The following is a 26696-nucleotide window of genomic DNA, read 5'->3' as shown; positions in this document are numbered from 1 at the left end:
CCCGCTCAGCACAGCCCGCTACGTTACAACGTGGCGGGCTGTTCTACTTCTAGCGGCTCGGTGGAGGGCTCACGCACTAAGCTGAGCGCTTCATCGTAAACACGCAACCCCACACCCTCTTTGTGGGCGTGTTCTGACAAATGACGCCGAAAGCGCCTGCCGCCCGAGCAGCCCTGAAACAGCCCCAGCAGGTGGCGGGTGATGTGATTCAACTTGGCCCCCTCATCCAACCGCTGCTGAATATAGGGGCGAAACGCCATGGCCGCCTCTAGGCGTGTTTGTGCTGGCCCAGGTTCGCCAAACAGCTGCGCATCGACACCTGCTAACAGCCACGGGTTTTGATACGCCTCACGGCCCACCATCACGCTATCCACGTGCATGAGCTGCGCCTGGCACTCGTCGAGGGTTTTTATACCGCCGTTAATGCCAATATGTAGTTCAGGGTGGTGCTGCTTCAGACGATGCACGCGGGGGTAGTTAAGCGGCGGCACATCACGGTTCTGCTTAGGCGATAACCCCTGCAGCCACGCCTTACGCGCATGAACGGTAAACACTTCACAGCCCGCATCCGCAACAATATTAATAAAGCGCGCCAAATCCGCATCTTCATCCTGGTCATCAATACCAATACGGCATTTCACCGTGACCGGAATCGACACCGCTGCCTGCATGGCGCGTATAGCCTCCGCTACTTTTTCAGGGTGGCCCATCAAGCAGGCGCCAATCATGTTGTTCTGCACGCGGTCGCTTGGGCAGCCCACGTTCAGGTTAACTTCATCATAGCCCCACGCCTCGGCAATCGCCGCGCACTCCGCAAGCTCCCCCGCATCGCTACCGCCCAACTGCAACGCAATGGGGTGTTCAACCTCACTAAAGCCCAAAAAGCGCTCACGGGGCGAGCCATGCAAAATCGCACCGGTCGTCACCATCTCGGTATACAACAGCGCCCGCTTGGTTAAGGTGCGTGCGAATGCTCTGTAATCGCGGGTCGTCCAATCCATCATGGGGGCCACAGAAAACAGGCGGGCGGCGTTGGCAGGGCTTTCTTTTTTCATATCAACCACTTGCATACTTGGTATGCGGTGTAAGTACACAAATCAATTGCCCTCTGATCGCGGCTATTCACTAAATGAACAGCAGCACCATGGCCTAGCATGGTGGCCTATCAGACGTGGTGGGCGCGTTGGCGGGCAATTGTACGCAAGAAAGGGTAGGCAGCACAAAATAAGTGACTGCGCCTTAATGCGCGCCTAGGCACGAGGACTGGCAGGCTACCTTGGTATCCAAGGAAACAGGTGATAAAGGGGCATTAGGAGAATGGTGTCACCGTGATTCATCGGTTAAGCTGGCTTAATATACTTGGTGCTTTGCGCAAAACGCAGCAACCGCGACCCGAAGCAGGAAGGGGTGTTTTGCTGCTGATGAGTGGGTAACGGCGGATTAAGCGGGTGCTGCGGTTAGTGGGAGGGGCTCTGTACTTGATAAGTGACAACGTCCTCTACCAGCCGGAGATGATTAAGCCGCAGGATATGCACGATGTGGAGATTCTAGGGCGGTGTGAGATTCGGATTGGGCGGGTGGTTTAATAAAATTTTTAGGAAGCTTTAGCATGGTTGAGATGTGCGATAAAGATAATTTGATTGACGAGTGTTTACATATATACAAAGAAATTAACAAGCATGGTTTTCGTTTTCGAGCTATCAATAGACATTTGCTAAGTGTGGTAGATTTGTCTGGGGGAAAGGGTTTAGTTGAGACTGCAGAGAAGATTAAAGAACAGCTAGACGAAAAAGATGAAGTGGATATTTATAATATAAGGGATGCTCTTTTAGAGAAGTATGTTGACTTCCTGAGCTATGCTGATAAAGAAGTCTGTATATTAAAGCTCAGTCCTTCTGAAGCTAGTTCACTTGTTACATGGTTTGAGAGCAATATAGCAGAAGGCAACCCGTTTAGTGATAGTTTTCCAAATTTGCCTCAGGCTTCTGAGGTTTCATACGATGACTATTATTCTGCGAAGTTTTTTAAAAGTGATAACAAATGTACTCTCTATTTTGGATCAAAAAGGAGAGTGCGGGAGCGAGTTGATCTTCATGAAAAAGATTTGACGCAGTCAACAAGGCATAGACTTGCCGGTCTGGAAAAGATAGCTGCATATACATTAAATGATTTGCTTAGCATAGATGTATTATCTGTTGATACAAACGATGGTACTTGCGAAGTCAGGTTGACAAATGCAAGCAATAATAATATGACTAATTTCTCGAAAGATGAGGCCTTTTCGACTATATATAAAAAAGTGAGGAATGCGATAGGTACTCGCCGGGTAATTGAAGAAAAAAACTTTTACCCTTGTATTTTGCCACTTTATCAAGATAAACATGAAGAAGGAACGGATCGAGTAACAAAGTTTTTCTTTGAGGCTGATGAGAATGGGCTTAAAAAAGAAACTAAACCATATGATAAAGCTGATCTACGTGACGAAAAATACCATGGGTCTGGTTCTCAAGCGATAAATTACGATTTTAGGCCTTACGCAATTAGAAAAATATGGGATATCGCTGGCGGTGCAGGGGGGTATCAGGCAGGTGTGGAGGTTGCTGGATCACCCAGGGTTCTGGACAGCCTGTCACCAAAGATTGATCAAATTAAGATACTGGGTTGTTATGGTAATAGCGATTATAGGTTTATAATGTCTAAAATACTGCCTTATGCGATATAGAGCGATGAAGATTTTACACGTTTTCAAGCAAGAAAATGAATTTATTGCTGAGAATTATTCAGCAGCACTTTCTCGTTTTGAAAAAGCTGTAGAAACTTATGAGAGGTCTAAATGGGCCTCTTTAGATTATTCATCATATGCTTTGGCAAAAATACTCGACTTAGATAATTCCAGAGAATTACCTATGTTGATTGAGGCTTTGTGCAACCTCACCCCCAGTCTTTTAACTCCAAAATATTATTTTGTCGAGAATGGCGAGGTTGAAGAAATGACAGAGTTAGAAGTCTCTGAGTCAATTAATAAAAAGTATATTATAAATCCATTGACAGGGTTAGAGGATTTTGACTTCAAGAAAAAGGTGATTAGAAGGTTTGTTTTATCGGAAGAGGTGCTTGAAAGTGAGCTATGATATGTCTTTTTATGAGGAAGATCCTGCTCATATAGCGGCCGCAAAAGTTAGAAGTTCTCAAGAGTATGGTCTTTTCGTTGAAGGCGTATATGGGTTAATAGAATATGTCAAAGATATATGCCAATCATCTAATAATATTGTTTACTCAAGTGAGGCGGCGGAAGATAGTATAACTCATAGTATAGTAAATTGCCTCAGGCCCTTTAATGCAAATATTTCGATGAAACAGTCTGGTGGCGGTAATGCAGATATAGTTATAACTAATGCGATAAATCGTCTTAAATGGGTCGGTGAAGCAAAAATCTTAAACGATAGTTATAGTAATAACCATATTTTTGAAGGTTTTCTGCAGCTCTCTACTAGATATTCTAATGCCTCCGATAGCGAGCAGCATGGAGGGCTTTTGATTTATAATTTTAAAGAAAGATTGGATAGATGTGTTAATAGATGGAATGAGTATGTGTTCAAGTACGCTCCCGAATATGACTTTGATGATTTTGAAAAAATAGAGTTGGATAGCTTAAATACTTTTAAAGGTTTTTTTACAGCCCATACACATCATTCAACAGGCGAAAAATATACTGTAGCCCATATACCAATTAATTTTTATACAAATCAATTAGATAAGTCAGCTAGAAGTAAAAGGGGTGACTAGGGTTCTAGATGTTCTTAGTATGGATGAGAAAAAGCTCATCAAAGTAAACGTTTAGCTCTCCTAGCCACCCCCTCATCTGTATACGCCTTCATCAATTCATCCCAATGCGACGTATAGCGCGGGCTTCGGTTCGCGCAGCGTAGGTGCCAGGGGGGCGTTCTTTTCCGGCAGCTTCAGGTGTACCGTGCCTTCCATGGTGGTCATTAGGTTCTGGCTGCGCTGGCGTTCCGTTTGCGGTGTGTCCATTAGGCTGATCCGCTGGTGGTTCTAAACGGTAAGCCCCCTCGGTGGAACTAACTCCGATAAAAATTCCGGCAATAAAAACACCTAGCCATGTGAAGTGGCTAGCGTTTGTTATACATCGATTATGCCCTCTTACGTGCTCGTGCCAGCTCTGCCATGGCAACACGCGAAAGAAAACCAGAGCGCGTTTTGTCGCCGGGATGGCTGGCTACATAGTCGTCAATCTGTTTAACCAGTAAATCAGGCAAAGTGACATTGATCTTGTGGCTTTTACCAAGGTACGGAGTGAGATCGATATCGACTACTGCCCAAATCCAGCCCTCAAAATCTGGATTCTCCATATGCTGCTCAATGGTTTGGGCCTCGGGAATGGGGTCGCCGTATTCCACGGCCACTTCCAGCCATCCTTCGATTGCTTCCTTCACATTGGCTAATGCTTCTTCAAAGGTATCGCCCGCTGAAAAGCAGCCGTTAAGGTCGGGAACTACCACGCCATAGGCGTGCTGTTCGTCGCCACGTTCAATTGCAATTGGAAACAGCATACGTTGATCTCCTTTTGATGGGGGCAATGGTAGTCAGTTTCATAAGAGGCCAGCGCTTTTTCTAATTCCTCTAACCAATCCCGTTTTCAAATCTTTTTTGGGGTGTGGCACAGTAACTGTGCCGGGTTTGTTAGGGTGCCTGAAGTGGTGGTGGCTGCCGTTGATTCTGGCTAGTTTCCAGCCATCTTGCTCTAGCTCTTTTATCAGTGCTCTGCTATTCACCTCCTGCTCCCGTAACTTTCAGCTTGGGGTTACTATAACCCCGTGTTTTTCTGACGTCAAAGTTTATAACCCTGATAACCCCGGAATGGATATGTTCTATTAATCGCATATTGCAATACCCTGCAAAGCAGCCATCGTTCAAACTTATTTATGACCTCATTAAAGGTTCTGTCGTGCTTCCCCGAGGCGCTTTTCAGTTAGCCTGCATACCAGCCACCACAGAAATAACCCTTTCGTTAGAAACCCCTGCAGCACTTTGCGTGTTTTGCGGTCTAAATCGCTGTGGTAAATGTTAGGCGGTGGTAAGCTTGGGTTTCGCTGTTGAGGAGTCTCTATGCATAAAACACTAGGTGGCATCAGTATCGTGCTAGTGAGTGCCTTGCTACTGGCAGGTTGTGGTGGCCAGGAAGAGGAGCAGACAGAGGTGCAGCCTGAAGCGGTGAGCGAAGAGGCCGCACCGCAGCAGCCTGAAGAGGTGGTTGAGGCCGTCGAGCCTTTAGAGGTGGCTATTTCCACTAAAGCTTCGCTGCGCACCGATCGCCGCTTGATGGTCGAGGGCGAGACAAATCTGCCGGACGGCGCTCAGGTTCAGGTAACCATTGAGCGTGAGATAAGTCGTGTACGTTGGCAGTCTCGCACAAGCGTCATGGATGGGCAGTTCGGTGCTGGGCCCTTTGGTTCTGGGAGCGGTTTGCCCGATGGCGGCTACATTGTTCGAGTTCAGCTTTCAGAAGCCAGCGTGCAGCCTAGGGAAGTTCAAGCGCGCATTGGCGCCCAAGGAGAGCACCTGACGGGAGAGCTTGTGAGCCAGTCCCGCCATGGCTTGGGGCAGGTGGCCACCTACTCACGCCGCTTCTTGGTGGGGAGTGAACCAAGACGCACGCGTGACCAGGTGATCATTGTTGAAGAAAATTAAGGATCTAGGGGTAAGATGCTTTAGGCAGGGCACCAATGGGCTAACAGTACAGCGTGAATGGCCGTATCACTGGGCGCTTTTGAAAAGTGCTCAATGATAAAGCGTTCATCACGCTGAATAAGGTAATGTCCTGCTTTATGAAACACGTGTGTTGGGCCTAGCAGCAGTAAGTCACCGGCTGCAACCGGCGAAAAATCCGTATTGCTAGCGGGGGTTGCCATGACACACGGTGCTTTCCAGTCAATTTTCAACGGCAGGTGGCTGGGTACCGTAATCGTGGTTGCTTGCACTTGTTCCCAGGGGAGGGGGCCAGTGTGAGTCAAGGTTAAAAGTTGCGGCGCGCTATCACCTTCCAAAAGGGTAGCCAAAGAGCAATCAAGAGCATCGGCAAGCGCCACTAAGCGCTCATGGCCAATCTGCTTGATCGCCCCAGACTCCCAATAGGAAATGGTGACATCTGATACGCCAACTTTACGTGCAAGGGCAGCTTTGTTGAGCTTGGCCCTAAGCCGCAGTTGCTTGATACGTGAGCCTAGCGATTCCATTTCATCTTCCTATCGATGAGCTTAAAAAGCTCGTTGGATGTACTTCCACCGCTTACGGTGGCGCTCTGGACATGCTAAAAATGGTCTACTGCTAAATAGTGTGTCTCATTTTCAAACATGAACACGAATCATAGGTACAGCGCCATACTAAGCGATTGTGCTTTAACGCGCATCTTGCAATCTATTACTCTTAAGCATTCGATCTGACGCTTTTAAGGGAAACTCGTTCCCTGAAGGATACTGTTGGTTAGCTAAAGGGTGCGTATAATGTCGCCACGCTTAATTGCAAAAGGATAATTTGATGACCGTACGTACGCGTATCGCACCTTCTCCTACGGGCGACCCCCATGTAGGCACTGCTTACATCGCGCTGTTTAATCTCTGTTTTGCGCGCCAACACGGCGGGCAGTTCATTTTGCGTATTGAAGATACGGATCGGGTGCGTTCTACGCCTGAGTCGGAGCAGATGATTTTGGATTCTCTGCGCTGGCTGGGCCTTGAGTGGGATGAAGGCCCGGATGTTGGCGGCCCCCACGGCCCGTACCGCCAAAGCGAGCGTGGGGATATTTACGCCCAGTATTCGCAGCAATTGCTAGATGCCGGTCATGCATTTAAATGTTATCGCACCAGTGAAGAGCTTGATGAACTGCGAGAGGCCCGTAAAGCGGCTGGGATGCAGTTGGCGCTAAAGCCCGTTGATCTAGCGCTAGATGCAGACGAGCAGGCGCGCCGCGAGCAAGAGAATTGGCCCTATGTGGTGCGCATGAACGTGCCGAGTACCGGCGTGTGTGTTGTAAAGGATATGCTTCGCGGGGCTATTGAGGTTGAGTGGGCGCAAGTGGATGCGCAAATTCTACTTAAATCAGACGGTATGCCTACTTACCACCTTGCTAACGTGGTGGATGACCATTTGATGGGCATTACCCATGTGTTACGTGGGGAAGAGTGGATTAACTCAGCGCCTAAGCACCAGCTTTTATATGAGTACTTTGGCTGGGAAATGCCTGAGCTTTGCCATATGCCGCTGTTGCGTAACCCGGATAAATCCAAACTTTCCAAGCGTAAGAACCCAACGTCGATTAACTATTACCGTCGCATGGGGTTCCTTCCCCAAGCAGTGACCAACTACCTGGGGCGCATGGGCTGGTCGATGCCGGATGAGCGGGAGAAGTTCAGCCTATCCGATATGATGGAGGAGTTTGATATTCAGCGGGTATCGCTGGGTGGGCCGGTGTTCGATTTGGAAAAGTTGACCTGGTTAAACGGCGTCTACATTCGTGAAGACCTTGACGACGATGCGCTGCTCCAAGCACTGCGCGAATGGGCGTTTAATGATGCCTATGTGAAGCAAATTTTACCCCAGGTACGCCCGCGGGTTGAAACGCTCTCGCAGGTGGTGCCGCTGGCAGGTCACTTCTTCTCAGGGTTGCCCGCCTTAACAGAAGATGACTTTGACAGCGTTAAACTCGATAAAGAAACGCTGGTGAAGTTGCTGCAGTTCTTGGTATGGCGTTTTGAAACGGTGCCTGGCTGGGATAAAGAGGCATTGTTAGCTGAAGTGAAAGCGTTAGCAGAGCATTTTGAGCTAAAAATGAAGGCTTTCTTAGCGCCGGTCTTTATTGCCATTACGGGCAGCTCGTCAAGTACCTCTGTGATGGATGCTATGGCGATTTTGGGGTCGGATGTCACCCGTGCACGGCTTCGAAATGCGCTTGAAGTATTAGGTGGCGTATCCAAGAAGCAAGCTAAGCGCTTCGAAAAAGAGTACCGGGAACTGTAAGCCCTCTTGGGAAGCGCCAAATTCCGCCTGTTGGGTGAGTTTGGCGCTTTTCGGTGAGTGATAGGGTTGACGAAGGTCAGCCTAATCAGTATTATACGCTCCGTCTTAACGACATGTGGGGCCTTAGCTCAGCTGGGAGAGCGCAACACTGGCAGTGTTGAGGTCAGCGGTTCGATCCCGCTAGGCTCCACCAATAACGAGCATCGCGCGTTATTTCAAGGTTAGATACGTCCCATTCGTCTAGTGGTCTAGGACACCGCCCTTTCACGGCGGTAACAGGGGTTCGAACCCCCTATGGGACGCCACCTCCTACATTGCTTGTTCTGTTAATCTGCCAACGGGTTCTTACCTGTTAGTTGGCGTTTTTTGCTTGCCTGTCATTTGTGTTTCTACCCTATATCGGCCTCTTTTTGAGTGATTTTGTGCTTGACTTGTCCACTTTTGCGATTCTAGCGAAGGGGTTGTGCACAACCCCTTGTTGTTAGCCTAAAAAACCAGCGATTTAAATTAAAATCTATAAAATCAATGACTTACATTAGGTTAAAAAATGACCAATTTAAGGCTGGGTCACTGTTCATGGCGATTGTGGGACGTTTTCTAGTGGTTGTGAACAGGGTTATCCACAGATAGTGTGGAAAACCCTTTTCAAGACCGAGCTGCTAAAAAGTCAAGCGTTATTCTGGCTTTCGTAGCCGCTTTAAAAGTGACGACGTGTCCCACCGGCCGCCCTCCATGCGCTGCACATCCGCATAGAATTGATCGACCAGGGCGGTGACGGGAAGGGTGGCATTCAGGCGACGCGCTTGCTCTAGGCAAATGCCTAAATCCTTGCGCATCCAGTTCACTGCGAAGCCATGGTTATACTCATCGGCAATCATGGTTTTGTGGCGATTATCCATTTGCCATGAACCCGCGGCACCTTTTGAGATAACGTCGATGACCTGTTGCTGATCAAGACCTGCCTGCTCAGCAAAATGCAGGCCTTCGGAAAGACCTTGTACTAAACCGGCAATGCAGATCTGGTTAACCATTTTGGTGAGCTGGCCACTGCTAGCAGGCCCCATCAATGTGACGGCCTTGGCATAGTGGTTGAGAACAGGCGCTACGGCATCAAAATGGTGCTGTTCACCGCCGCACATAACCGTCAGCGCGCCATTTTCAGCGCCTTGCTGGCCGCCTGAAACAGGCGCGTCTAGAAAGGCGACGCCTTTCTCGCGGCAAGCATTATCTAGCTCTAACGCCAAATCCGCAGAAGCGGTAGTGTGGTCAACTAGAATGCTGCCGCTGGCCATAGTGCTTAATACGCCGTCAACGCCGGTGGTGACTTGTCTTACGTCGTCGTCGTTACCCACGCATACCAGCACGAGATCTGCGCCTTCAGCGGCTTCTTTAGGTGTAGCATGGGCAGTCCCGCTGTATTCCTTGGCCCATGCTTCAGCTTTGCTATAAGTGCGGTTATACGTGCGGGTGGTTAAACCCTGTTTCGCGAGGTGGCCTGCCATGGGGTAGCCCATAACGCCTAAGCCAATAAAGGCGACGGTTTTGATGGTCTTCATAGAGCACCTTTCTTGTGGATGTCGGTTTTGTCGATATCAATAAGTGGGTGGCGAAATATACGCAAAAGGCCACCCGAAGGTGGCCTTTCATCATCCTATAAATCCGCCTGACGGCTACAGATTTATTTTTTAGGATAATCACGCTGGTCATGGCCAATATAGAGCTGGCGCGGGCGACCAATTTTGTAGCTTTCGCTGAGCATTTCGTGCCAATGAGAAATCCAGCCAATCGTCCGGGATACCGCAAAAATAACGGTGAACATATTGGTAGGAATGCCCATTGCCTTGAGGATGATGCCCGAATAGAAATCAACGTTCGGGTAAAGCTTGCGCTCAATGAAGTACTCATCTTCCAGGGCGATCTGCTCAAGCCGCTTGGCAATTTTGAGCTGCGGGTCGTCGGCCATGCCCAGCTCGGCAAGTACTTCGTCGCAGGTCTCTTTCATTACCTTGGCACGCGGGTCGAAGTTGCGATAAACGCGGTGACCAAAGCCCATCAGCTTGAACGGGTCATCTTTATCTTTCGCTTTATCGACAAAGCGCTGAATGTTTTCTTCAGAGTCGTCGCCGATCTCATCTAACATATTTAATACGGCTTCGTTGGCACCGCCGTGGGCCGGACCCCATAGTGCGGCAATACCGGCACTAATACATGCGAACGGGTTAGCCCCGGTAGAGCCTGCTAAGCGCACGGTAGAAGTAGAGGCGTTCTGCTCGTGGTCCGCATGCAGCATAAAGATGCGGTCCATGGCTTTCGCGTATACCGGGTTGATTTTGTACTCTTCGCACGGGTTGCTGAACATCATGTAGAGGAAGTTCTCTGCATAGCTCAGGTCGTTGCGCGGATAGTTAAAGGGCTGACCAACATTATATTTGTGCGACATTGCAGCCAGAGTAGGCATTTTCGCAATGAGGCGAACGGCGCTAATGACGCGATCTTCTTCTTGGGTAATGTCCATATGGTCGTGGTAGAAGGCTGCTAGGCCGCCCACAACGCCACACAAGATCGACATGGGATGCGCGTCGCGGCGGAACCCTTTGAAGAAGTTGTTGATCTGGTCGTGAACCATAGTGTGATTGCGAATGCGCGATTCGAAATCAGCGTACTGCTCGTCGTCGGGTAGCTCACCGAAAAGTAAGGTGTAGCAAACTTCGACAAAGTTAGATTCTTTAGCCAGCTGGTCAATGGGGTAGCCGCGGTGAAGCAGTACGCCCTTGCCGCCATCAATATAGGTGATTGCGGACTGGCAGGAAGAAGTGGCCATGAAGCCGGGGTCGTAGGTAAACAGGCCTTCAGCGCCTAAGCCGCGTACGTCGATGACGTCGGGGCCAAGTGTGCCGGAATACATGGGTAGATCGATCGGTTTTTCTAAACCGTCTACCGTCAATGTCGCTTTCCTGTCAGCCATGCTGGCCTCCTTTCGAATTCGGTTTGGGACGTAAAGTCGTTGTTTCGCTTACCGCGCCGGCGAAAAGGCCTGCCCACTATAGAAGCGTGCAACATTTTGTCAATTAGCCTATTCGCCAGTCATGGTTGTACAAATGTTGTTGTTGTGAATAATTTCTGTATATGATGTTTAGGCAGTTTATACTATAGAAGTGCCAGTGAGTTGACGATACGTTAGGAGACTTATCAAACCGTCAAACTCCTGTCACTATAGCTATGCTGCAACGCAAAATCGACTCGGTTTGGTGGTAATCATCTTGCACCATGGTCGAGTCTAGCCTGAGTTCAGTTTGTCAGCGGGGGCTAAGGTTCTTATAATCCACGGCGCGCGACCGGCAGGCAGGTGGTCGTGCTCGACTTGGCAACGGCCGAGCCCCTTCCAGCAATCACTGCCCGCTCGGGCCATGCCCGAACAGTCGCAGAGCGGGCCAAGAGAGTGTGTACAACGCCGTGAATAGCAAACGACCCGTAAACTTAGATTTAAATACGATACATTTCCCACTTCCGGCGCTAACGTCGATTACACACCGTATCACGGGTGTCATCCTGTTCGTTGGCCTGATTTTCGCTTTTTGGGCGCTGGGTAAATCCCTATCATCTCCGGCTGGCTTCGATGCCGTCAGCAGTGCGCTGGCCAACAACTTTTTTGCCAAGTTCATCGCTTGGGGGTTGTTGTCCGCTTTAGCATTCCATTTTGTCGCAGGTATCAAACACCTGTTAATGGATGCTGATATTGGCGTAACCCTTGAAGGTGGTGTGAAAAAAGCACAGATCACTGTCGTGGTTAGTGCCGTTCTGATCATTTTGGCAGGAGTCTGGGTATGGTAACTAACATCACTAGCTTTGGCCGCAGCGGGCTTTCTGATTGGCTAATGCAGCGGGTTTCTGCGGTTATCCTGGCCCTTTATACGGTCTTTATAGTCGCCTATCTGCTGTTCAATCCGAACCTGGATTACTACGCCTGGAGCGGACTGTTCAGCCAAACGTGGATGCGTATCTTCTCGCTGCTGGCGTTTATCTCCATTGCAGCACACGCCTGGATCGGTTTGTGGACTGTCACCACCGATTATCTCAAGTCCACTCGCCTGCGCGTAGGTGTCCAGACGCTGATTATTCTGGCCATCTTCGTATACCTGGTGTGGGGCATTCAAATTCTGTGGGGAGCTTGATACATGTCTAACCTTCGTAGCCTGACGTTTGACGCCATCATTGTGGGTGGCGGTGGCTCTGGCCTGCGTGCTGCTTTAGAGCTGGCTAAGTCCGGTAAAAAGACAGCGGTTCTGTCCAAAGTGTTCCCGACGCGCTCTCACACTGTTTCTGCCCAGGGCGGTATTACCTGTGCGATCGCCTCAGCCGACCCAAATGATGATTGGCGCTGGCACATGTACGACACCGTTAAAGGCGGCGATTACATCGCTGACCAGGACGCGGCAGAGTACATGTGTTCTGAAGGACCAAAAGCAGTATTTGAGCTTGAGCACATGGGGCTGCCGTTCTCTCGTTTCGATAACGGCCGTATTTATCAACGCCCGTTTGGTGGTCAGTCAAAGAACTTTGGTGAAGGCGGCCAGGCGGCACGTACTTGTGCGGCAGCTGACCGTACCGGTCACGCGCTACTGCACACGCTTTACCAGAACAACCTCAAGAACAACACCACGTTCTTGAACGAGTGGTACGCGGTTGATCTGGTGAAAAATGCTAACGGTGATGTGGTGGGTTGTATCGCCATGTGCATCGAGACTGGCGAAGTTGTCCACGTTAAATCGAAAGCCACCGTACTGGCGACCGGCGGTGCGGGTCGTATTTATGCCTCTACTACTAACGCTCTGATCAATACAGGCGACGGTATCGGCATGGCGCTACGCGCTGGCTTCCCGATGCAGGATATGGAAATGTGGCAGTTCCACCCGACCGGCATTTACGGTGCGGGCACCTTGGTAACGGAAGGTTGCCGTGGTGAAGGTGGTTACTTGGTCAATAAAGATGGCGAGCGCTTCATGGAGCGTTACGCGCCGAATGCCAAAGATTTGGCAGGCCGTGACGTTGTAGCCCGCTCCATGGTGATGGAGATTTTGGAAGGCCGCGGCTGTGGCGATAAAGGCGATCACGTCTTCTTGAAGCTTGATCACTTGGGCGAAGACGTCCTAGGTAAGCGTTTGCCGGGTATCGTTGAGCTATCTAAAACCTTTGCTCACGTTGACCCTGCTAAAGATCCAATCCCGGTCGTGCCTACTTGCCACTACATGATGGGCGGCATTCCAACCAACGTTCATGGCCAGGCGATTACCCAAGACGAGAATGGCAAAGACCATATCGTTAACGGTCTGTTTGCGTGTGGTGAAGCGGCGTGTGTATCGGTTCACGGTGCTAACCGTTTGGGCGGTAACTCCTTGCTTGATCTGGTCGTGTTCGGCCGTGCAGCGGGTATGTTTATCGAAGGCGCTCTGAACGAAGGTATTGAGTATCTGGATGCCTCTGAGTCTGACATCGAATCAGCCATGAAACGCATCACGCGCTGGAACGAATCAGAAGGCGGTGAAAGCATCCCCGAGCTCAAAGCTGAGCTACAAGACATCATGCAGAACTCTTTCGGCGTATTCCGTGAAGAGAAAAACATGCAAGACGGTGTCAAAAAGCTGGATGAGCTGCGCGCCCGTATTGCCAATGCGCACCTCCCGGATAAGTCCAATGCCTTTAACACCGCACGTGTTGAAGCACTGGAGCTTGATAACTTGATGGAAGTGGCGGAAGCAACGGCGATTGCTGCCCTAGAGCGTAAAGAGAGCCGTGGTGCTCACTCGCGCTACGACTATCCTGACCGTGATGATGTCAACTGGCTGAAGCACTCGCTCTACTTCCCAGCAACGAAAGTGCTGAAGCAGCGCGACGTCAACTTTAAGCCGAAAACCGTTGATACCTTCGAGCCTAAGGTTCGTACCTACTAATCTCCGCATTGACGAGAGGGAGTCACCATGTCCAATCTTCAGGTATCCGTATACCGTTACAATCCGGAAACCGACTCCGCGCCTTATATGCAGGAGTTTCAGGTCGATACTAAGGGCCGCGATCTGATGGTGCTAGATGTTCTGCACCTGATGAAAGAGCAGGATAGCGGACTGGCGTTTCGTCGCAGCTGCCGTGAAGGCGTATGCGGTTCCGATGGCATGAACATGAACGGCAAAAACGGCTTGGCATGTATCACGCCGCTGTCAGACGTTGTGAAAAACAACAAGCTGACCCTGCGTCCGCTGCCTGGCCTGCCGGTTATTCGCGATATGGTTGTCGATATGGGTCTGTTCTATAAGCAGTACGAGCGCATTCAGCCGTACCTGCAGAACGATACCCCGGCACCGGCCATTGAGCGTCTGCAGTCACCAGAAGAGCGCGATAAGCTAGACGGTCTGTACGAGTGTATTCTGTGTGCTTGCTGTTCGACGTCTTGCCCATCATTCTGGTGGAACCCGGAACGCTTTGTCGGCCCAGCGGGTTTGTTGCAGTCTTACCGCTTCCTGGCCGATACACGGGATACGGCAACACGCGAGCGCTTGACCAGTCTGGAAGACCCGTTCTCCGTTTTCCGCTGCCGCGGTATCATGAATTGCGTTGCAGTTTGTCCAAAAGGGCTGAATCCGACCCGCGCAATTGGTAAGATTCGCGAAATGTTGCTGGCAGACGCTACGTAAATGCCTAAAGCATGAGAAAAAAGCGAGTGCCACTTAAGTTCAGCTACAAAGCTACTTAAATCGTGGCGCTTCGCTTGTTATCATAGGGGCTATCATGTTGTGCGGCGACGCGTCGCACCCCATGATGAGTCAAGCTTAAAAGCCGGTGCTGGAAGTGCCGGCTTTTGAGCATGAACTGATAATAAAATAGCGCGTCATGAAAAACGTACGATGAACAGGGCTTCCGGCCTCCGGTCGGCGCCGCCGGCAAATGTCCCGCCCCGCCGGCAGGGCAATAGCGATGTCGTTGCGCTAGTGCAGCGATGCCGATACCACCCCATCAGTGCAGGGTGACCGAGAGATGCAACAAGGCATAATGGATTTAATGTGGCGTTCTTCTCACGTTAGTGGCGGCAATGTCCACTACGTGGAAGCGCTTTATGAGCAGTACCTCGCCGATCCCGATTCTGTCCCTGACGAGTGGCGCAGCTATTTTGACCAGCTGCCGCGTTCTGAGGGCAGTGCCTCCCACGATGTTCCACTAAGCCCGATTCGTGATCAGTTCTACCAGCTAGGCCGGGAAAGCCGTCCTGGGCAGGTGGTTGCCACTGTTGATAGTGGTGAAAACAAAAAGCAGGTGAAAGTCCTGCAGCTGATTAACGCCTATCGCTTCCGTGGTCATCAGAAGGCTAATATCGACCCGCTAGGTCTGCGTAATCCCACCCCCATTCCCGACCTCGACTTGTCGTTCCATCAGCTCTCAAAAGCTGATCTAGACACCGAGTTCCAGACCGGTTCGTTTTTCTTAGGTATCGATAAAGCGCCGCTGCGTGAAATCGTCGATGCGCTGGAGCAGACGTATTGCCGCTCCATCGGCTGCGAGATCATGCACATCGTTGATACCGAAGAGAAACGCTGGCTGCAGCGGCGTTTTGAGTCGGTTCGCAGTGCCCCCAAATTTAGCGATGACGTGCGCAAGCATATACTTGAGCGCTTAACCGCTGCTGAAGGTTTGGAAAATTACCTGGCGTCTAAATACCCAGGCACCAAACGCTTTGGTTTGGAAGGCGGCGAATCATTTGTTCCGATGATGGACGAACTCATTCAGCGTGCCGGTGGTTATGGCACTAAAGAAGTCGTTATCGGTATGGCTCACCGCGGTCGCCTCAACCTGTTGGTCAATATTCTGGGTAAAAACCCAACTGACTTGATCGACGAGTTTGATGGCAAAAAAGTGATTGAGCGTGGTTCTGGCGACGTTAAATACCACCAGGGCTTTAGTTCTAACGTCATGTCCCCTGGTGGTGAAGTCCACTTGGCCATGTCTTTCAACCCGTCGCACCTGGAAATTGTGGCGCCGGTAGTTGAAGGCTCGGTGCGTGCACGTCAAGACCGCCGCAATGACGAAGAGGGCAGCAAAGTACTGCCAATCAATGTTCATGGTGATGCTGCCTTTGCTGGACAGGGCGTGGTTATGGAGACATTCCAGATGTCTCAAACCCGCGCTTACAAAACCGGCGGCACGGTTCATATCGTGATTAACAACCAGGTGGGGTTCACAACCTCGAACCCGCTGGATTCACGTTCTACTGAATACTGTACCGATATCGCCAAAATGGTTCAGGCGCCGATTTTCCACGTTAACGGCGATGACCCCGATGCTGTCATTCACGCGACCCAAGTGGCGCTGGATTACCGCCAGCAGTTTAAGAAAGACGTGGTGATCGACCTGGTGTGCTACCGCCGTCGCGGCCATAACGAAGCCGACGAGCCGTCAGGCACCCAGCCGATGATGTACGCCAAAATCAAAGACCATGCCTCTTCGCGTACTGTGTATGCCAAGCGGTTGGTCGAGCAGGGCGTTATTTCTGAAGAAGACGCTAAAGCGATGGTCGAGACCTATCGCGATGACTTAGTGGCGGGTAATCACGTTGCCAATGCGCTGGTTCAAGAGCCTAACACCACGCTATTCGTGGATTGGGCACCGTACCTGGGGCATGAGTGGAGCGGCGACGCAGACACTACCTTTGATATGAAGCGTCTGCAGCAGCTCGCGGCAAAAATGTGCGAGATTCCTGACGGGGTCGATGTACAGCGCCAAGTGGCTAAGATTTACGAAGATCGCCGTAAGATGCAGGCGGGTGGCATGGGGCTTAACTGGGGCTTCGCTGAAACCCTTGCTTACGCCACGTTGCTTGATCAAGGCCACCCGATTCGTATCACGGGTCAGGACGTTGGTCGCGGTACCTTCTCGCATCGTCATGCGGTGGTACATAACCAGAAAGATGGTTCTACCTACGTACCGCTGCAAAACATGGCCGACAGTCAGCCGCGTTTTACTATCCACGACTCCTTCCTTTCCGAAGAAGCCGTGCTAGCGTTTGAATACGGTTACGCTACTACCGCACCGAATCATCTAGTCATTTGGGAAGCCCAGTTTGGTGACTTCTTCAACGGTGCCCAGGTAGTGGTCGACCAGTTCATCTCCTCGGGTGAAACTAAGTGGGGCCGTCTGTGTGGTTTAACCATGCTGCTACCCCATGGCTATGAAGGCCAAGGCCCTGAGCACTCCTCAGCGCGTTTGGAGCGTTTCCTGCAGATGTGTGCTGAGCACAATATGCAGGTATGTGTGCCTACCACACCGGCGCAGATTTACCACCTGCTGCGTCGCCAGGTAATTCGCCCACTGCGTAAACCGCTGATCGTAATGTCGCCTAAGTCGCTCTTACGCCATAAAGACGCTGTGTCCAGCCTTGAAGACCTTGCCCATGGCAAGTTCAACATGGTACTGCCGGATCAGGCAGAGCTTGCGGCTGAGCAGGTCACTCGCGTGATCATGTGCGCCGGTAAGGTGTACTACGATTTAGCTAACTGGCGTGCTGAAAACGAGCGTAACGATACGGCGATTATTCGTCTTGAGCAGCTCTATCCCTTCCCGAAAGAAGAGCTTCTGGATGTGCTCCAGGCGTATGCCAATGTGGAAGACATTGTGTGGTGTCAGGAAGAGCCGTTGAACCAAGGCGCCTGGTACTCCAGTCAGCACCACATGCGTGCCGTAGCCGATATACTTAAAGATGGCTTTGGACGTGAGTTGAAATTTGCAGGACGTCCTGCCTCGGCTGCTCCGGCAGCAGGCTATATGTCCGTCCACACTGAACAGCAGCGCCAGCTGGTGGAAGACGCTTTTAACCTATAAGCGCCCATCAGATTTAGAGAACATATAAGGGAAACGACATGGCTATTGATATAAAAGCGCCAACCTTTCCGGAATCCGTTGCCGAGGGCACTGTTGCTGCGTGGCATAAAAAGCCGGGTGACAGCGTCGAACGTGACGAACTGATTGTTGAAATCGAAACCGATAAAGTGGTGCTCGAAGTCGTCGCACCGGAAGCGGGTACCTTGACCGACGTAATGGCCGAAGAGGGCGAAACCGTCGAGTCTGAGCAGGTATTGGGCAAAATTGGCGAAGCCAGTGCATCAAGCAGCAAAGAAGACAAATCTTCTGGCGACAGTGCGAAAACGTCAGAAGAGAAGTCCGAAGAAAAAACCGCTGAAAAGAAAGCCAACGGTGGCAACGGCGGTGGTAAAAAGCATGATGTAAAAGCACCGAGCTTCCCTGAATCTATTCAGGAAGGCACCGTGGCGACTTGGCATAAGAAGGTAGGCGAAGCGGTTAAGCGCGATGAAGTGCTAGCCGATATCGAAACCGATAAAGTTGTGCTTGAAGTGGTTGCCCCTGCTGATGGCGCTCTGGCTGAAATTAAGGCCGAGGAAGGCAGTCAGGTAGAGTCTGAAGCGGTTCTAGCTATCTTTGCAGAAGGTGCAGGTGCAGGTGCAGAAGGCGCTACCGCTGCTGATAAGACCCCTGCCGCTTCAGCTGACGATGGCACCAGTGACGAAAAAATTGGTGATAAAATTCTTGCCCCGGCGGCACGTAAAATGGTTGCCGAGCATGATTTAGACGTTGCCAAGATCGAAGGCACCGGCAAAGGTGGCCGTATCTTGAAAGAAGACGTGCAAAAAGCAGTTAACGATGGCACTGCTAAGAAGGCGGCGAAGTCTGCTGCGCCGGCAAAAGCCGCTACGGCCACAGCCCCGGTAACGGAAGGCGAGCGTGTCGAAAAACGCGTGCCCATGAGCCGTTTGCGTCAAACCATTGCCAAGCGCTTGGTTCAGGCCCAGCAAACCGCTGCCATGCTGACCACGTATAATGAAGTGGACATGACCGAAATCATGGCCCTGCGTGCTCAGTACAAAGATACGTTCTTAAAAGCTCACGATATTAAGCTGGGCTTCATGGGCTTCTTTGTTAAAGCCGCTTCTGAAGCGCTCAAGCGCTTCCCGGATGTCAACGCCTCTATCGATGGTACCGACATTGTATACCACGGCTATCAGGATATCGGCGTTGCTGTATCTACTGATCGCGGTTTGGTGGTTCCGGTACTGCGTGATACTGACAGCATGAAAATTGCCGATGTTGAGCGGACCATCATGGACTTCGGTAAGCGTGGTCGTGACGGCAAGCTGGGCATGGACGACATGATCGGCGGCACCTTTACTATCACTAACGGTGGCACCTTCGGCTCGCTGATGTCGACGCCGATCATCAACCCGCCACAAACCGCAATTCTGGGCATGCATAAGATTCAGGATCGCCCGATGGCGGTAAACGGTAAGGTCGAGATTCGCCCAATGATGTACCTGGCGCTCTCGTACGACCACCGTATGATTGATGGTAAAGACGCAGTGCGTTTCCTGGTAACTATCAAAGAGTTACTTGAAGATCCTGCACGCCTGTTGCTGGACGTTTAACAAAGCGCGTTAATGTGCTCTGTTTTAACTAACGTTCTTATGCAATCGCACACTGCCTCTAGCCCGGTTTAAACCAATCGGGCAGAGGCAACCATGCTAAAGGAGCCAACATGGCTGACAAGTTTGACGTGATCGTTATTGGTGCAGGCCCTGGTGGTTATGTTGCCGCTATTCGCGCTGCGCAACTGGGCCTCAAAACCGCCTGCGTTGAGAAATGGATCGGTAAAGAAGGCAATGTCGTCCACGGCGGTACTTGCTTGAATGTAGGCTGTATCCCGTCTAAAGCATTGCTTGAAGCCTCACACAAGTTCGTCGAAGCCAAGCACGACTTCGACGATATGGGTATCCAGGCAGGCGACGTCACCATGGACGTCGAAAAGATGATGGCTCGTAAGGACAAGATCGTTAAGAACTTGACCGGCGGCATCTCTGGTTTGTTTAAGGCTAACGGCGTTACCGCTATTGAAGGTACCGGTAAAGTGGTTTCCGGTAAGCAAGTCGAAGTAACAGGCTTAGATGGCAACGCTACTACCTATGACGCCGATAATATCGTCATTGCAGCAGGCTCTGTGCCGGTTGAAATTCCGCCGACGCCGCTAACCGAAGGCCTAATTGTTGACTCCACCGGCGCGCTGGAATTCCAAGAAACGCCGAAGCGTCTTGGCGTTATCGGTGCTGGCGTTATTGGCCTGGAGCTTGGCAGCGTTTGGAACCGTTTAGGTTCTGAAGTGACCGTTCTTGAAGCGATGGACGCCTTCCTGCCGATGGTTGATACGGCGATCGCCAAAGAGACCCAAAAACTGCTTAAAAAGCAGGGCATGGATATTAAACTGGGCGCCCGTGTGACCGGTTCGGAAGTTAATGGCGAAGAAGTTATCGTCAAATACACCGACGGCAACGGCGAACAGGAAATGACGTTCGACAAGCTGATTGTTTGCGTTGGCCGCCGCCCATACACCAAAGGCGTGATTGCTGACGGTGTTAGCGTCGAGCTTGACGAGCGCGGCTTCATCTTCGTTGACGACCAGTGCCGCACGAATGTGCCCGGCGTTTACGCCATTGGTGACTGTGTGCGTGGCCCCATGCTGGCACACAAGGCATCTGAAGAAGGCATTATGGTCGCCGACATCATCGCAGGCCACAAAGCCGAGATGAACTACGACACGATCCCGAATGTGATTTACACCTTCCCGGAAGTGGCGTGGGTGGGTATGACTGAGCAAGATGCCAAAGCCAAAGGCATCGAAGTAAAAACGGGCAGCTTCCCCTTTGCGGCAAGCGGCCGTGCAATGGCTAACAATGCCACCGAAGGCAGCGCCAAGATCATCGCTGATGCGGAAACTGACCGTATCCTTGGCATGCACATCGTTGGCCAGCACGCGGGTGAAATGATTGCCCAAGGCGTGATTGCCATGGAATTTGGCTCTAGTGCTGAAGACCTGGCCTTAACCTGCTATGCGCACCCGACTATGTCGGAAGCGGTGCATGAAGCAGCGCTTGCGGTAGAAGGCCATGCGATTCATATGGCTAACCGCAAGAAGCGTAAATAATCCAGTAAGTAATAACGAAGCGCCACCTACTAGGTGGCGCCACACTTTTGGCCTTGTAATGAAACACAAGGATCAAAAGAACGGGGATGACCGGTTCTTTCAAAGCAACTAGTCATCGTTCGAGTCACATGCAACCAATGGCATGAATCGATGAACCTTCACGAGTATCAAGGCAAACAGCTGTTTGCTGATTATGGTCTGCCAGTGTCCAAAGGCTTTGCCGTGGACACCCCCGAAGAAGCGGAAGAAGCGTGTAAAAAAATCGGCGGCGACATGTGGGTTGTTAAAGCCCAAGTTCACGCTGGTGGCCGTGGTAAAGCGGGCGGCGTTAAGCTGATTAAAGATCCAGCTGAAGCGAAAGCGTTTGCCGAGCAGTGGCTGGGTAAAAATCTGGTAACGTTCCAAACTGACGAAAAAGGTCAGCCAGTTGCCAAGATTTTGGTTGAGACCTGCACTGACATCGCCGATGAGCTCTACCTTGGCGCAGTGGTAGACCGTACTACCCGCCGTGTGGTCTTTATGGCCTCTACCGAAGGTGGTGTAGAAATCGAGACGGTTGCTGAAGAGACGCCGGAAAAGATTCTTAAAGCAGAGATTGATCCGCTGGTTGGCGCACAGCCCTACCAGGCGCGTGAGCTAGCGTTTGCGCTGGGCCTAAAAGGCGACCAGATTAAGCAGTTCACTAAGATTTTCCTGGGTCTGTCCAAGCTGTTCCATGAAAAAGACTTGGCCCTGCTGGAAATCAACCCGCTGGTTGTTACCGACGAAGGCAATCTGCACTGCCTCGACGCCAAACTGGGCCTCGACAGCAATGCGCTGTACCGCCACCCAGACCTGCAAGCGATGCGCGATCCTTCCCAGGAAGACTCTCGTGAAGCCGATGCAGCGAAGTGGGAGCTTAACTACGTAGCACTTGATGGCAACATCGGCTGCATGGTTAACGGTGCTGGCCTAGCCATGGGTACCATGGACATCGTCAACTTGAGTGGCGGCAAGCCCGCTAACTTCCTGGACGTAGGCGGCGGCGCGACCAAAGAGCGCGTAGCAGAAGCGTTCAAGATCATCCTGTCTGACGACAACGTTAAAGCCGTTCTGGTTAACATCTTCGGCGGTATCGTTCGCTGCGACATGATTGCTGAAGGCATCATCGGTGCCGTTGAACAAGTCGGTGTTAACGTACCGGTTGTGGTACGTCTGGAAGGTAACAACGCCGAGCTGGGCACTGAAAAATTAGCGTCTAGCGGTCTGAACATCATCGCTGCTACCAGTCTGACCGACGCGGCTCAGCAGGTCGTTAAAGCGGCGGAGGGCAAGTAATGAGCATCCTGATCGATAAGAACACCAAGGTCATCTGCCAAGGTTTCACCGGTGGCCAGGGCACGTTCCACTCCGAGCAGGCGATTGCCTACGGCACGCAGATGGTCGGTGGCGTTACGCCGGGCAAAGGTGGTCAGACGCACCTGGGCCTGCCTGTTTTCAACACCGTGAAAGAAGCGGTTGAGAAAACCGGTGCAGAGGCTAGCGTGATTTACGTTCCGGCACCGTTCTGTAAAGACTCGATTCTTGAAGCCGCTAATTCGGGCATCAAGCTAATCGTGTGCATCACCGAAGGTATCGCCACGCTGGATATGCTTGAAGCAAAAGTAAAATGCGACGAGCTGGGCGTACGCCTGATCGGCCCGAACTGCCCCGGTGTTATCACCCCAGGCGAATGTAAAATCGGCATTATGCCGGGTCACATTCACCAGCCGGGCAAAGTCGGTATCGTGTCTCGTTCAGGTACCCTGACCTACGAAGCCGTTAAGCAGACGACTGATCACGGTTTCGGTCAGTCTACCTGTGTGGGCATCGGCGGCGACCCGATCCCGGGTTCTAATTTCATCGACATCCTTGAGATGTTTGAGAAAGACCCGAAAACCGAAGCGATCGTGATGATTGGTGAGATCGGTGGTACCGCTGAAGAAGAAGCAGCGGCCTACATCAAAGCCAACGTTTCCAAGCCTGTGGTTTCCTACATTGCCGGTGTAACTGCACCTCCTGGCAAGCGTATGGGCCACGCGGGCGCGATCATCTCGGGCGGCAAAGGTACAGCCGACGAGAAGTTTGCTGCTCTTGAAGACGCTGGTGTTAAAACCGTGCGTTCTTTGGCACAAATCGGCGACGCGCTGAAAGAAGTGACTGGCTGGTAAGCACTCGCTTTACCAAGCAAGTTAAAAAGAGCACCTTCGGGTGCTCTTTTTTTTTGCGCTTCATTCAGCAATGTCTTTCCCATCTCCTGGGCAGCTTCTCCTTTCAAGCACGCTTAGACCCGTTTTTCCATTTGCTCGCACCTTGACTATTACGTGCTTTGATCTAATATACCATCCATATAGATGGTATGTGGAATCTATTTGGATGTTTTTTTAGCTATGAAGCCCAATGCTGGGCGCAACGAGGATCACCCATGAGCGTTCATGAACTTCGCCGTAAGACCGGCGACGCCAGCGAGAAGATCACCATCAATTTGGGGGTCGTCGATTTAGGGCAAATCGATCTACTGGTTCAGGAGGGGTTTTACTCCAACCGTACCGATCTAATTCGCACGGCCATTCGTAATCAATTGGCGACTCATGCCGAGGTGGTGAAGGAAACCGTAACCCGCAAGGCGTTCGTATTGGGACTTGAAAACTACAGCCGCTCGGATCTTGAAGCGCTGCAGTCAGCAGGTGAGAAATTGCAGATTCAGGTTTTGGGTATGGCCTGCATTGCTGATGACGTAACGCCGGAGCTTGCTCTTGCTACTATTGAATCCGTGGTGGTACTAGGCGCCCTGCATGCCAGTAAAGCGGTGAAGGCCGCTTTGGCAGACCGAATCCACTGAATCATTAACCACCGCTTAGGTGAATAGGGACATTGATCATGATTAGCGCCACCATGACGAAGCGAATGGAAGAAGCAACACGACTCACCCGCGCGGGTAAGTTGAACGAAGCCATGGCTCTCCTTCAGGGCGCAATGCCCGAAATGAAAGGTGAAGAAACGCCGGATAGCCCTTACCAGGGCGGGAATACCTTTGACGGAACCTGCCAGGTCATTGACGAAGACGTGACGATATCGAAGCCAGGGCCAGAGCCAGAGCCAGCTGAGCCGATAGCTGGGGTCTTCTCGGCAAGCGATATTAAGATGCCAGCAGGATGGCGGGAAAAGTGGATGACGTTTCGAGGGAACTTAGCACAGCCCGAGCACACCACCGAGGAGCCAAAGCCGGGCGCGTTCACTGCCGGGCGTTTTTCTAATCCTGTGGGTACGCGTGATTACAAACTGTATATACCCAGTGGCTACCATGGCCAAGCGTTGCCGCTGGTGGTCATGCTGCATGGCTGTACGCAGAATCCTGATGACTTTGCTTCAGGCACCGATATGAACCGGCTGGCTGAAGAGCAGCTGTGTTGCGTGCTCTATCCGGCTCAGCCGATGAGTGCCAATAGCTCTAAATGCTGGAACTGGTTCAAAGCCGAAGATCAGCAGCGCGAAGGCGGTGAGCCAGCGATTCTTGCGGGCATGACCCAGCAAATCATCGATACTCATGGACTCGATGAAAGCCGCGTGTATGTGGCAGGGCTCTCGGCAGGCGCAGCCATGGCGACAACGTTGGCCATGACGTATCCGGATCTGTTTGCAGCGGTGGGCGTACACTCTGGGCTTCCTCACGGCGCTGCTCAAAGCCTTCCTGATGCTCTTGGCGCTATGCAAGGTGGCACTGGGCCACTTGGTGGCGGTAATAAAGCCAAAGGGGCCCGTTGGGCATCAGACGTACCTGCGATTATTTTTCATGGTGATCGGGATACAACCGTACACCCCAGTAACGCCGACCGTATTGCTGCTCAGTTCAGCGTATCGCGTCAAACAGGGGCGACGGTGGAGCAAGGACAGGAGGCCAATGGTCATGCCTACACGCGTACTACGTACCACGATGCGGCAGGCAAACCCCACTTGGAGCAGTGGCGGATAAAAGGGGCGGGACACGCTTGGGCGGGAGGCAGTGCCCAGGGAAGTTACACTGACCCCAAAGGTCCCGATGCCTCACAGGCGATGCTACGCTTTTTCTCTGAACATCGGCAGGGCGGCGGCGGGTGAGCCGTCGCTCATCTGTCTCTACAGAAACCAAAACGGCGCCTTAACGGCGCCGTTTTCAGTTGTTAAATAGGTATACAAGAGAACCTTACGATTAAATAAAACGATGAATCAAAAGGGGTAATTGTGAAACTGCTCTTTTTGATGGCTTTATTAGATGGAAAAAATAGTACTACAGATTAGATAGTTAAACCTCCTTAAATCTTGACAGTACAAGGCGCAACGCTTATTTTCTGATTGTAACAAATAGTGTTTTTAAGTTTCTTATTGTGATTTTTGATGGCGCGTCCATTTCTTGCCACTGAGTCAGACTGATAGTGGAGAGCCTGGCTGTTAGCGGAAGATATTGTTTAACTTAAGTTGTAAAAAAGTAATTAACTTTTTGATTTGGTAGGTATCTGTCGGTGAATTTAAAAGGATCGACCCTTATTACGAGAATAATGACTATTCTGGGGATTTTCTCATGCATAAAGTTTTCGCGGTAATCCTTACATATAACCGAAAGGGTCTGCTGAAGCGATGTCTTGATGCAGTCTACTCCCAGTCTTGGCCATGTGACTGCGTCATTATTATTGATAATGCCAGTAATGATGGAACCGAAAAAATGCTCTCTGAGGGTGATTATCCGGGTCTCATTGTGAGTGTGCTGAAGGATAATATAGGGGCTTCGGGTGGCTACAATGCAGGTTTACGCCTTGCTTACCAAAAGGGCGCCGATTTTATTTGGGCTATGGATGATGATGTTATACCTGAGAAGGACGCGCTTCACTATTTAATGAAGGCTGATGATGAGCTTAAGAAAAAAGAAAAAAAGGCAGCTTTCCTTATTTCGAAGGCTTTAACTGAGACAGGGCTTGCCACCAATACCCCGGCTGTCAGCACCTTAAAGAACCGTATTGGCTATCAAGATTGGCCGGACATTCTTGAGCTGGGTATGGTCGCTGTTCAACGCTCCACATTCGTCTCAATTCTGCTGCCGCGCGCTACGCTAGCGGAGTATGGTTTGCCTATCACGGCGATGTTTATATGGGGCGAAGACACTGAATTTACGTTGAGGGTTACTCAGAAAACACCTGGTTATTTAGTCGGCCTGAGCAAAGTAAATCATTTGCGCCAAGAGGATGGCCCCATCAGCATACTTACCGAAAGTAATCCCGGGCGCTTGAAACTGTATCGATATTTTATTCGCAACAAACTTTTTATATCGCGTAAGTACTACCGCTTTACCTTTTCGCGCTATGGCATGATTTCGGAGTTCTTCCGAGCATCTCGGCTCTTTTTTACGCTTTTATTTAAAAGAAGGTTCAATAAAGCTGGAATAGTATTGCGAGGCATAATTGAAAGTATTTGGTTTTTTCCAGAACCAGAATCTGCAGACACGCCTAACGAAAAAATGAAAACCACAATGCGACTGTTAGAGCAGCATCGTAAAGAAAAAGCAGACATAAATGAAGAAAAGCAAGGTGAGATTAGTTTCAGAATGGGCCGATAAGAAGATTGTCGATAAGAAGTTTTAGTTATT

At 51.0% G+C, this 26696-nt stretch carries 24 protein-coding genes and 2 tRNA genes; 19 read left to right on the top strand and 7 right to left on the bottom strand.

Annotation, left to right across the window (positions count from 1 at the left end; genetic code table 11):
* Positions 1-23 precede the first annotated feature (23 nt).
* Entirely contained in the window at positions 24-1055 is a 1032-nt protein-coding gene (gene dusA / locus P8S54_RS06105) for a tRNA dihydrouridine(20/20a) synthase DusA (protein ID WP_281443651.1), read from the bottom strand.
* Between the two features lie 554 nt (positions 1056-1609).
* On the opposite strand from dusA, the gene P8S54_RS06100 reads away from it, so the two are divergent.
* The 3 genes from P8S54_RS06100 to P8S54_RS06090 are packed head-to-tail and all read left to right on the top strand — an operon-like array spanning position 1610 to position 3786.
* Complete coding sequence (locus P8S54_RS06100) at positions 1610-2722, top strand: hypothetical protein (protein ID WP_281443650.1); 1113 nt, start codon at positions 1610-1612, stop codon at positions 2720-2722.
* A 4-nt stretch (positions 2723-2726) separates the two neighbouring features.
* Positions 2727-3131 (top strand): hypothetical protein, encoded by a 405-nt coding sequence (locus tag P8S54_RS06095; RefSeq protein WP_281443649.1) that lies wholly within the window; start codon positions 2727-2729, stop codon positions 3129-3131.
* Complete coding sequence (locus P8S54_RS06090) at positions 3121-3786, top strand: hypothetical protein (protein WP_281443648.1); 666 nt, start codon at positions 3121-3123, stop codon at positions 3784-3786. The genes P8S54_RS06095 and P8S54_RS06090 overlap by 11 nt, the downstream gene beginning before the upstream one ends.
* A gap of 96 nt (positions 3787-3882) precedes the next feature.
* Here P8S54_RS06090 and P8S54_RS06085 read toward each other — a convergent pair whose 3' ends face one another.
* The 3 genes from P8S54_RS06085 to P8S54_RS06075 form a co-directional block, all read right to left on the bottom strand.
* The gene (locus P8S54_RS06085) at positions 3883-4032 is read right to left on the bottom strand and encodes a hypothetical protein (protein WP_281443647.1); all 150 of its coding nucleotides are present in this window, start codon (positions 4030-4032) and stop codon (positions 3883-3885) included.
* A gap of 119 nt (positions 4033-4151) precedes the next feature.
* Positions 4152-4571 carry a type II toxin-antitoxin system HicB family antitoxin gene (locus P8S54_RS06080; RefSeq protein WP_281443646.1) on the bottom strand — a complete coding sequence of 140 codons (420 nt, stop codon included), beginning with the start codon at positions 4569-4571 and terminating at the stop codon, positions 4152-4154.
* Between the two features lie 39 nt (positions 4572-4610).
* Positions 4611-4793, bottom strand: coding sequence for a type II toxin-antitoxin system HicA family toxin (locus P8S54_RS06075; RefSeq protein WP_281443645.1), 183 nt, complete (start codon positions 4791-4793; stop codon positions 4611-4613).
* A 334-nt stretch (positions 4794-5127) separates the two neighbouring features.
* Between P8S54_RS06075 and P8S54_RS06070 the strand changes: the two genes are divergently transcribed.
* Complete coding sequence (locus P8S54_RS06070) at positions 5128-5709, top strand: hypothetical protein (protein WP_009098846.1); 582 nt, start codon at positions 5128-5130, stop codon at positions 5707-5709.
* A 20-nt stretch (positions 5710-5729) separates the two neighbouring features.
* Here the strand turns inward: P8S54_RS06070 and P8S54_RS06065 are convergent, their stop codons facing one another.
* Entirely contained in the window at positions 5730-6254 is a 525-nt protein-coding gene (locus tag P8S54_RS06065) for a helix-turn-helix domain-containing protein (protein WP_009098845.1), read from the bottom strand.
* A gap of 301 nt (positions 6255-6555) precedes the next feature.
* Between P8S54_RS06065 and gltX the strand changes: the two genes are divergently transcribed.
* From gltX to P8S54_RS06050, 3 genes are all read left to right on the top strand, one after another.
* Positions 6556-8034, top strand: a complete 1479-nt coding sequence (gene gltX / locus P8S54_RS06060; RefSeq protein ID WP_281443644.1) for a glutamate--tRNA ligase — start codon at positions 6556-6558, stop codon at positions 8032-8034.
* A 117-nt stretch (positions 8035-8151) separates the two neighbouring features.
* Positions 8152-8227: transfer RNA gene (locus P8S54_RS06055), tRNA-Ala, on the top strand.
* A gap of 36 nt (positions 8228-8263) precedes the next feature.
* Positions 8264-8339, top strand: a tRNA-Glu gene (locus tag P8S54_RS06050).
* A 369-nt stretch (positions 8340-8708) separates the two neighbouring features.
* Here P8S54_RS06050 and P8S54_RS06045 read toward each other — a convergent pair.
* Both P8S54_RS06045 and gltA read right to left on the bottom strand, forming a co-directional pair.
* The gene (locus P8S54_RS06045; RefSeq protein ID WP_281443643.1) at positions 8709-9590 is read right to left on the bottom strand and encodes an NAD(P)-dependent oxidoreductase; all 882 of its coding nucleotides are present in this window, start codon (positions 9588-9590) and stop codon (positions 8709-8711) included.
* Between the two features lie 122 nt (positions 9591-9712).
* Complete coding sequence (gene gltA / locus P8S54_RS06040; protein WP_281443642.1) at positions 9713-10999, bottom strand: citrate synthase; 1287 nt, start codon at positions 10997-10999, stop codon at positions 9713-9715.
* Between the two features lie 488 nt (positions 11000-11487).
* On the opposite strand from gltA, the gene sdhC reads away from it, so the two are divergent.
* From sdhC to P8S54_RS05980, 12 genes are all read left to right on the top strand, one after another.
* Positions 11488-11865, top strand: a complete 378-nt coding sequence (gene sdhC, locus P8S54_RS06035; RefSeq protein ID WP_202813486.1) for a succinate dehydrogenase, cytochrome b556 subunit — start codon at positions 11488-11490, stop codon at positions 11863-11865.
* Positions 11859-12206: a succinate dehydrogenase, hydrophobic membrane anchor protein gene (sdhD, locus tag P8S54_RS06030; protein ID WP_009098836.1), complete on the top strand. Its 348-nt coding sequence runs from the start codon at positions 11859-11861 to the stop codon at positions 12204-12206. Before sdhC ends, sdhD begins: the two co-directional genes overlap by 7 nt.
* 3 nt (positions 12207-12209) lie before the next feature.
* The gene (gene sdhA / locus P8S54_RS06025; RefSeq protein ID WP_009098834.1) at positions 12210-13982 is read left to right on the top strand and encodes a succinate dehydrogenase flavoprotein subunit; all 1773 of its coding nucleotides are present in this window, start codon (positions 12210-12212) and stop codon (positions 13980-13982) included.
* Positions 13983-14009: 27 nt separating this feature from the next.
* Positions 14010-14720 carry a succinate dehydrogenase iron-sulfur subunit gene (locus P8S54_RS06020; RefSeq protein ID WP_009098832.1) on the top strand — a complete coding sequence of 237 codons (711 nt, stop codon included), beginning with the start codon at positions 14010-14012 and terminating at the stop codon, positions 14718-14720.
* A gap of 340 nt (positions 14721-15060) precedes the next feature.
* Positions 15061-17895, top strand: a complete 2835-nt coding sequence (locus tag P8S54_RS06015) for a 2-oxoglutarate dehydrogenase E1 component (protein ID WP_281443641.1) — start codon at positions 15061-15063, stop codon at positions 17893-17895.
* 38 nt (positions 17896-17933) lie between these two features.
* Complete coding sequence (gene odhB / locus P8S54_RS06010) at positions 17934-19511, top strand: 2-oxoglutarate dehydrogenase complex dihydrolipoyllysine-residue succinyltransferase (RefSeq protein ID WP_281443640.1); 1578 nt, start codon at positions 17934-17936, stop codon at positions 19509-19511.
* 110 nt (positions 19512-19621) lie between these two features.
* On the top strand, positions 19622-21061 hold the full coding sequence (lpdA, locus tag P8S54_RS06005; protein ID WP_009098826.1) for a dihydrolipoyl dehydrogenase: 1440 nt from the start codon (positions 19622-19624) through the stop codon (positions 21059-21061).
* Between the two features lie 150 nt (positions 21062-21211).
* The gene (gene sucC / locus P8S54_RS06000) at positions 21212-22378 is read left to right on the top strand and encodes an ADP-forming succinate--CoA ligase subunit beta (protein ID WP_009098824.1); all 1167 of its coding nucleotides are present in this window, start codon (positions 21212-21214) and stop codon (positions 22376-22378) included.
* On the top strand, positions 22378-23250 hold the full coding sequence (gene sucD / locus P8S54_RS05995) for a succinate--CoA ligase subunit alpha (protein WP_009098820.1): 873 nt from the start codon (positions 22378-22380) through the stop codon (positions 23248-23250). Before sucC ends, sucD begins: the two co-directional genes overlap by 1 nt.
* 254 nt (positions 23251-23504) lie before the next feature.
* Positions 23505-23921 (top strand): CopG family transcriptional regulator, encoded by a 417-nt coding sequence (locus tag P8S54_RS05990; RefSeq protein WP_009098818.1) that lies wholly within the window; start codon positions 23505-23507, stop codon positions 23919-23921.
* A gap of 38 nt (positions 23922-23959) precedes the next feature.
* Positions 23960-25177 carry a PHB depolymerase family esterase gene (locus tag P8S54_RS05985; RefSeq protein ID WP_281443639.1) on the top strand — a complete coding sequence of 406 codons (1218 nt, stop codon included), beginning with the start codon at positions 23960-23962 and terminating at the stop codon, positions 25175-25177.
* Positions 25178-25637: 460 nt separating this feature from the next.
* Complete coding sequence (locus P8S54_RS05980) at positions 25638-26666, top strand: glycosyltransferase (protein ID WP_281443638.1); 1029 nt, start codon at positions 25638-25640, stop codon at positions 26664-26666.
* The last annotated feature ends 30 nt before the right edge of the window (positions 26667-26696 follow it).

The sequence above is a fragment of the Halomonas sp. M1 genome, from assembly GCF_029581375.1.
In the GTDB taxonomy this organism is placed as follows: domain Bacteria; phylum Pseudomonadota; class Gammaproteobacteria; order Pseudomonadales; family Halomonadaceae; genus Vreelandella.
The sequence above is the reverse complement of the archived record's forward strand: the minus strand, read 5'-3'. Positions and strand labels throughout refer to the sequence as shown.

Coding starts and splice junctions, on each gene's coding strand:
- P8S54_RS05980 (WP_281443638.1), top strand. CDS start 25,638: ATGCATAAAGTTTTCGCGGTAATCCTTACATATAACCGAAAGGGTCTG.
- P8S54_RS06095 (WP_281443649.1), top strand. CDS start 2,727: ATGAAGATTTTACACGTTTTCAAGCAAGAAAATGAATTTATTGCTGAG.
- P8S54_RS06100 (WP_281443650.1), top strand. CDS start 1,610: ATGGTTGAGATGTGCGATAAAGATAATTTGATTGACGAGTGTTTACAT.
- P8S54_RS05985 (WP_281443639.1), top strand. CDS start 23,960: ATGATTAGCGCCACCATGACGAAGCGAATGGAAGAAGCAACACGACTC.
- P8S54_RS06015 (WP_281443641.1), top strand. CDS start 15,061: ATGCAACAAGGCATAATGGATTTAATGTGGCGTTCTTCTCACGTTAGT.
- sucC (WP_009098824.1), top strand. CDS start 21,212: ATGAACCTTCACGAGTATCAAGGCAAACAGCTGTTTGCTGATTATGGT.
- sdhA (WP_009098834.1), top strand. CDS start 12,210: ATGTCTAACCTTCGTAGCCTGACGTTTGACGCCATCATTGTGGGTGGC.
- P8S54_RS06070 (WP_009098846.1), top strand. CDS start 5,128: ATGCATAAAACACTAGGTGGCATCAGTATCGTGCTAGTGAGTGCCTTG.
- lpdA (WP_009098826.1), top strand. CDS start 19,622: ATGGCTGACAAGTTTGACGTGATCGTTATTGGTGCAGGCCCTGGTGGT.
- P8S54_RS06045 (WP_281443643.1), bottom strand. CDS start 9,590: ATGAAGACCATCAAAACCGTCGCCTTTATTGGCTTAGGCGTTATGGGC.
- gltX (WP_281443644.1), top strand. CDS start 6,556: ATGACCGTACGTACGCGTATCGCACCTTCTCCTACGGGCGACCCCCAT.
- sdhD (WP_009098836.1), top strand. CDS start 11,859: ATGGTAACTAACATCACTAGCTTTGGCCGCAGCGGGCTTTCTGATTGG.
- P8S54_RS06065 (WP_009098845.1), bottom strand. CDS start 6,254: ATGGAATCGCTAGGCTCACGTATCAAGCAACTGCGGCTTAGGGCCAAG.
- dusA (WP_281443651.1), bottom strand. CDS start 1,055: ATGAAAAAAGAAAGCCCTGCCAACGCCGCCCGCCTGTTTTCTGTGGCC.
- sucD (WP_009098820.1), top strand. CDS start 22,378: ATGAGCATCCTGATCGATAAGAACACCAAGGTCATCTGCCAAGGTTTC.
- gltA (WP_281443642.1), bottom strand. CDS start 10,999: ATGGCTGACAGGAAAGCGACATTGACGGTAGACGGTTTAGAAAAACCG.
- P8S54_RS06080 (WP_281443646.1), bottom strand. CDS start 4,571: ATGCTGTTTCCAATTGCAATTGAACGTGGCGACGAACAGCACGCCTAT.
- odhB (WP_281443640.1), top strand. CDS start 17,934: ATGGCTATTGATATAAAAGCGCCAACCTTTCCGGAATCCGTTGCCGAG.
- P8S54_RS06020 (WP_009098832.1), top strand. CDS start 14,010: ATGTCCAATCTTCAGGTATCCGTATACCGTTACAATCCGGAAACCGAC.
- P8S54_RS05990 (WP_009098818.1), top strand. CDS start 23,505: ATGAGCGTTCATGAACTTCGCCGTAAGACCGGCGACGCCAGCGAGAAG.
- P8S54_RS06085 (WP_281443647.1), bottom strand. CDS start 4,032: ATGGACACACCGCAAACGGAACGCCAGCGCAGCCAGAACCTAATGACC.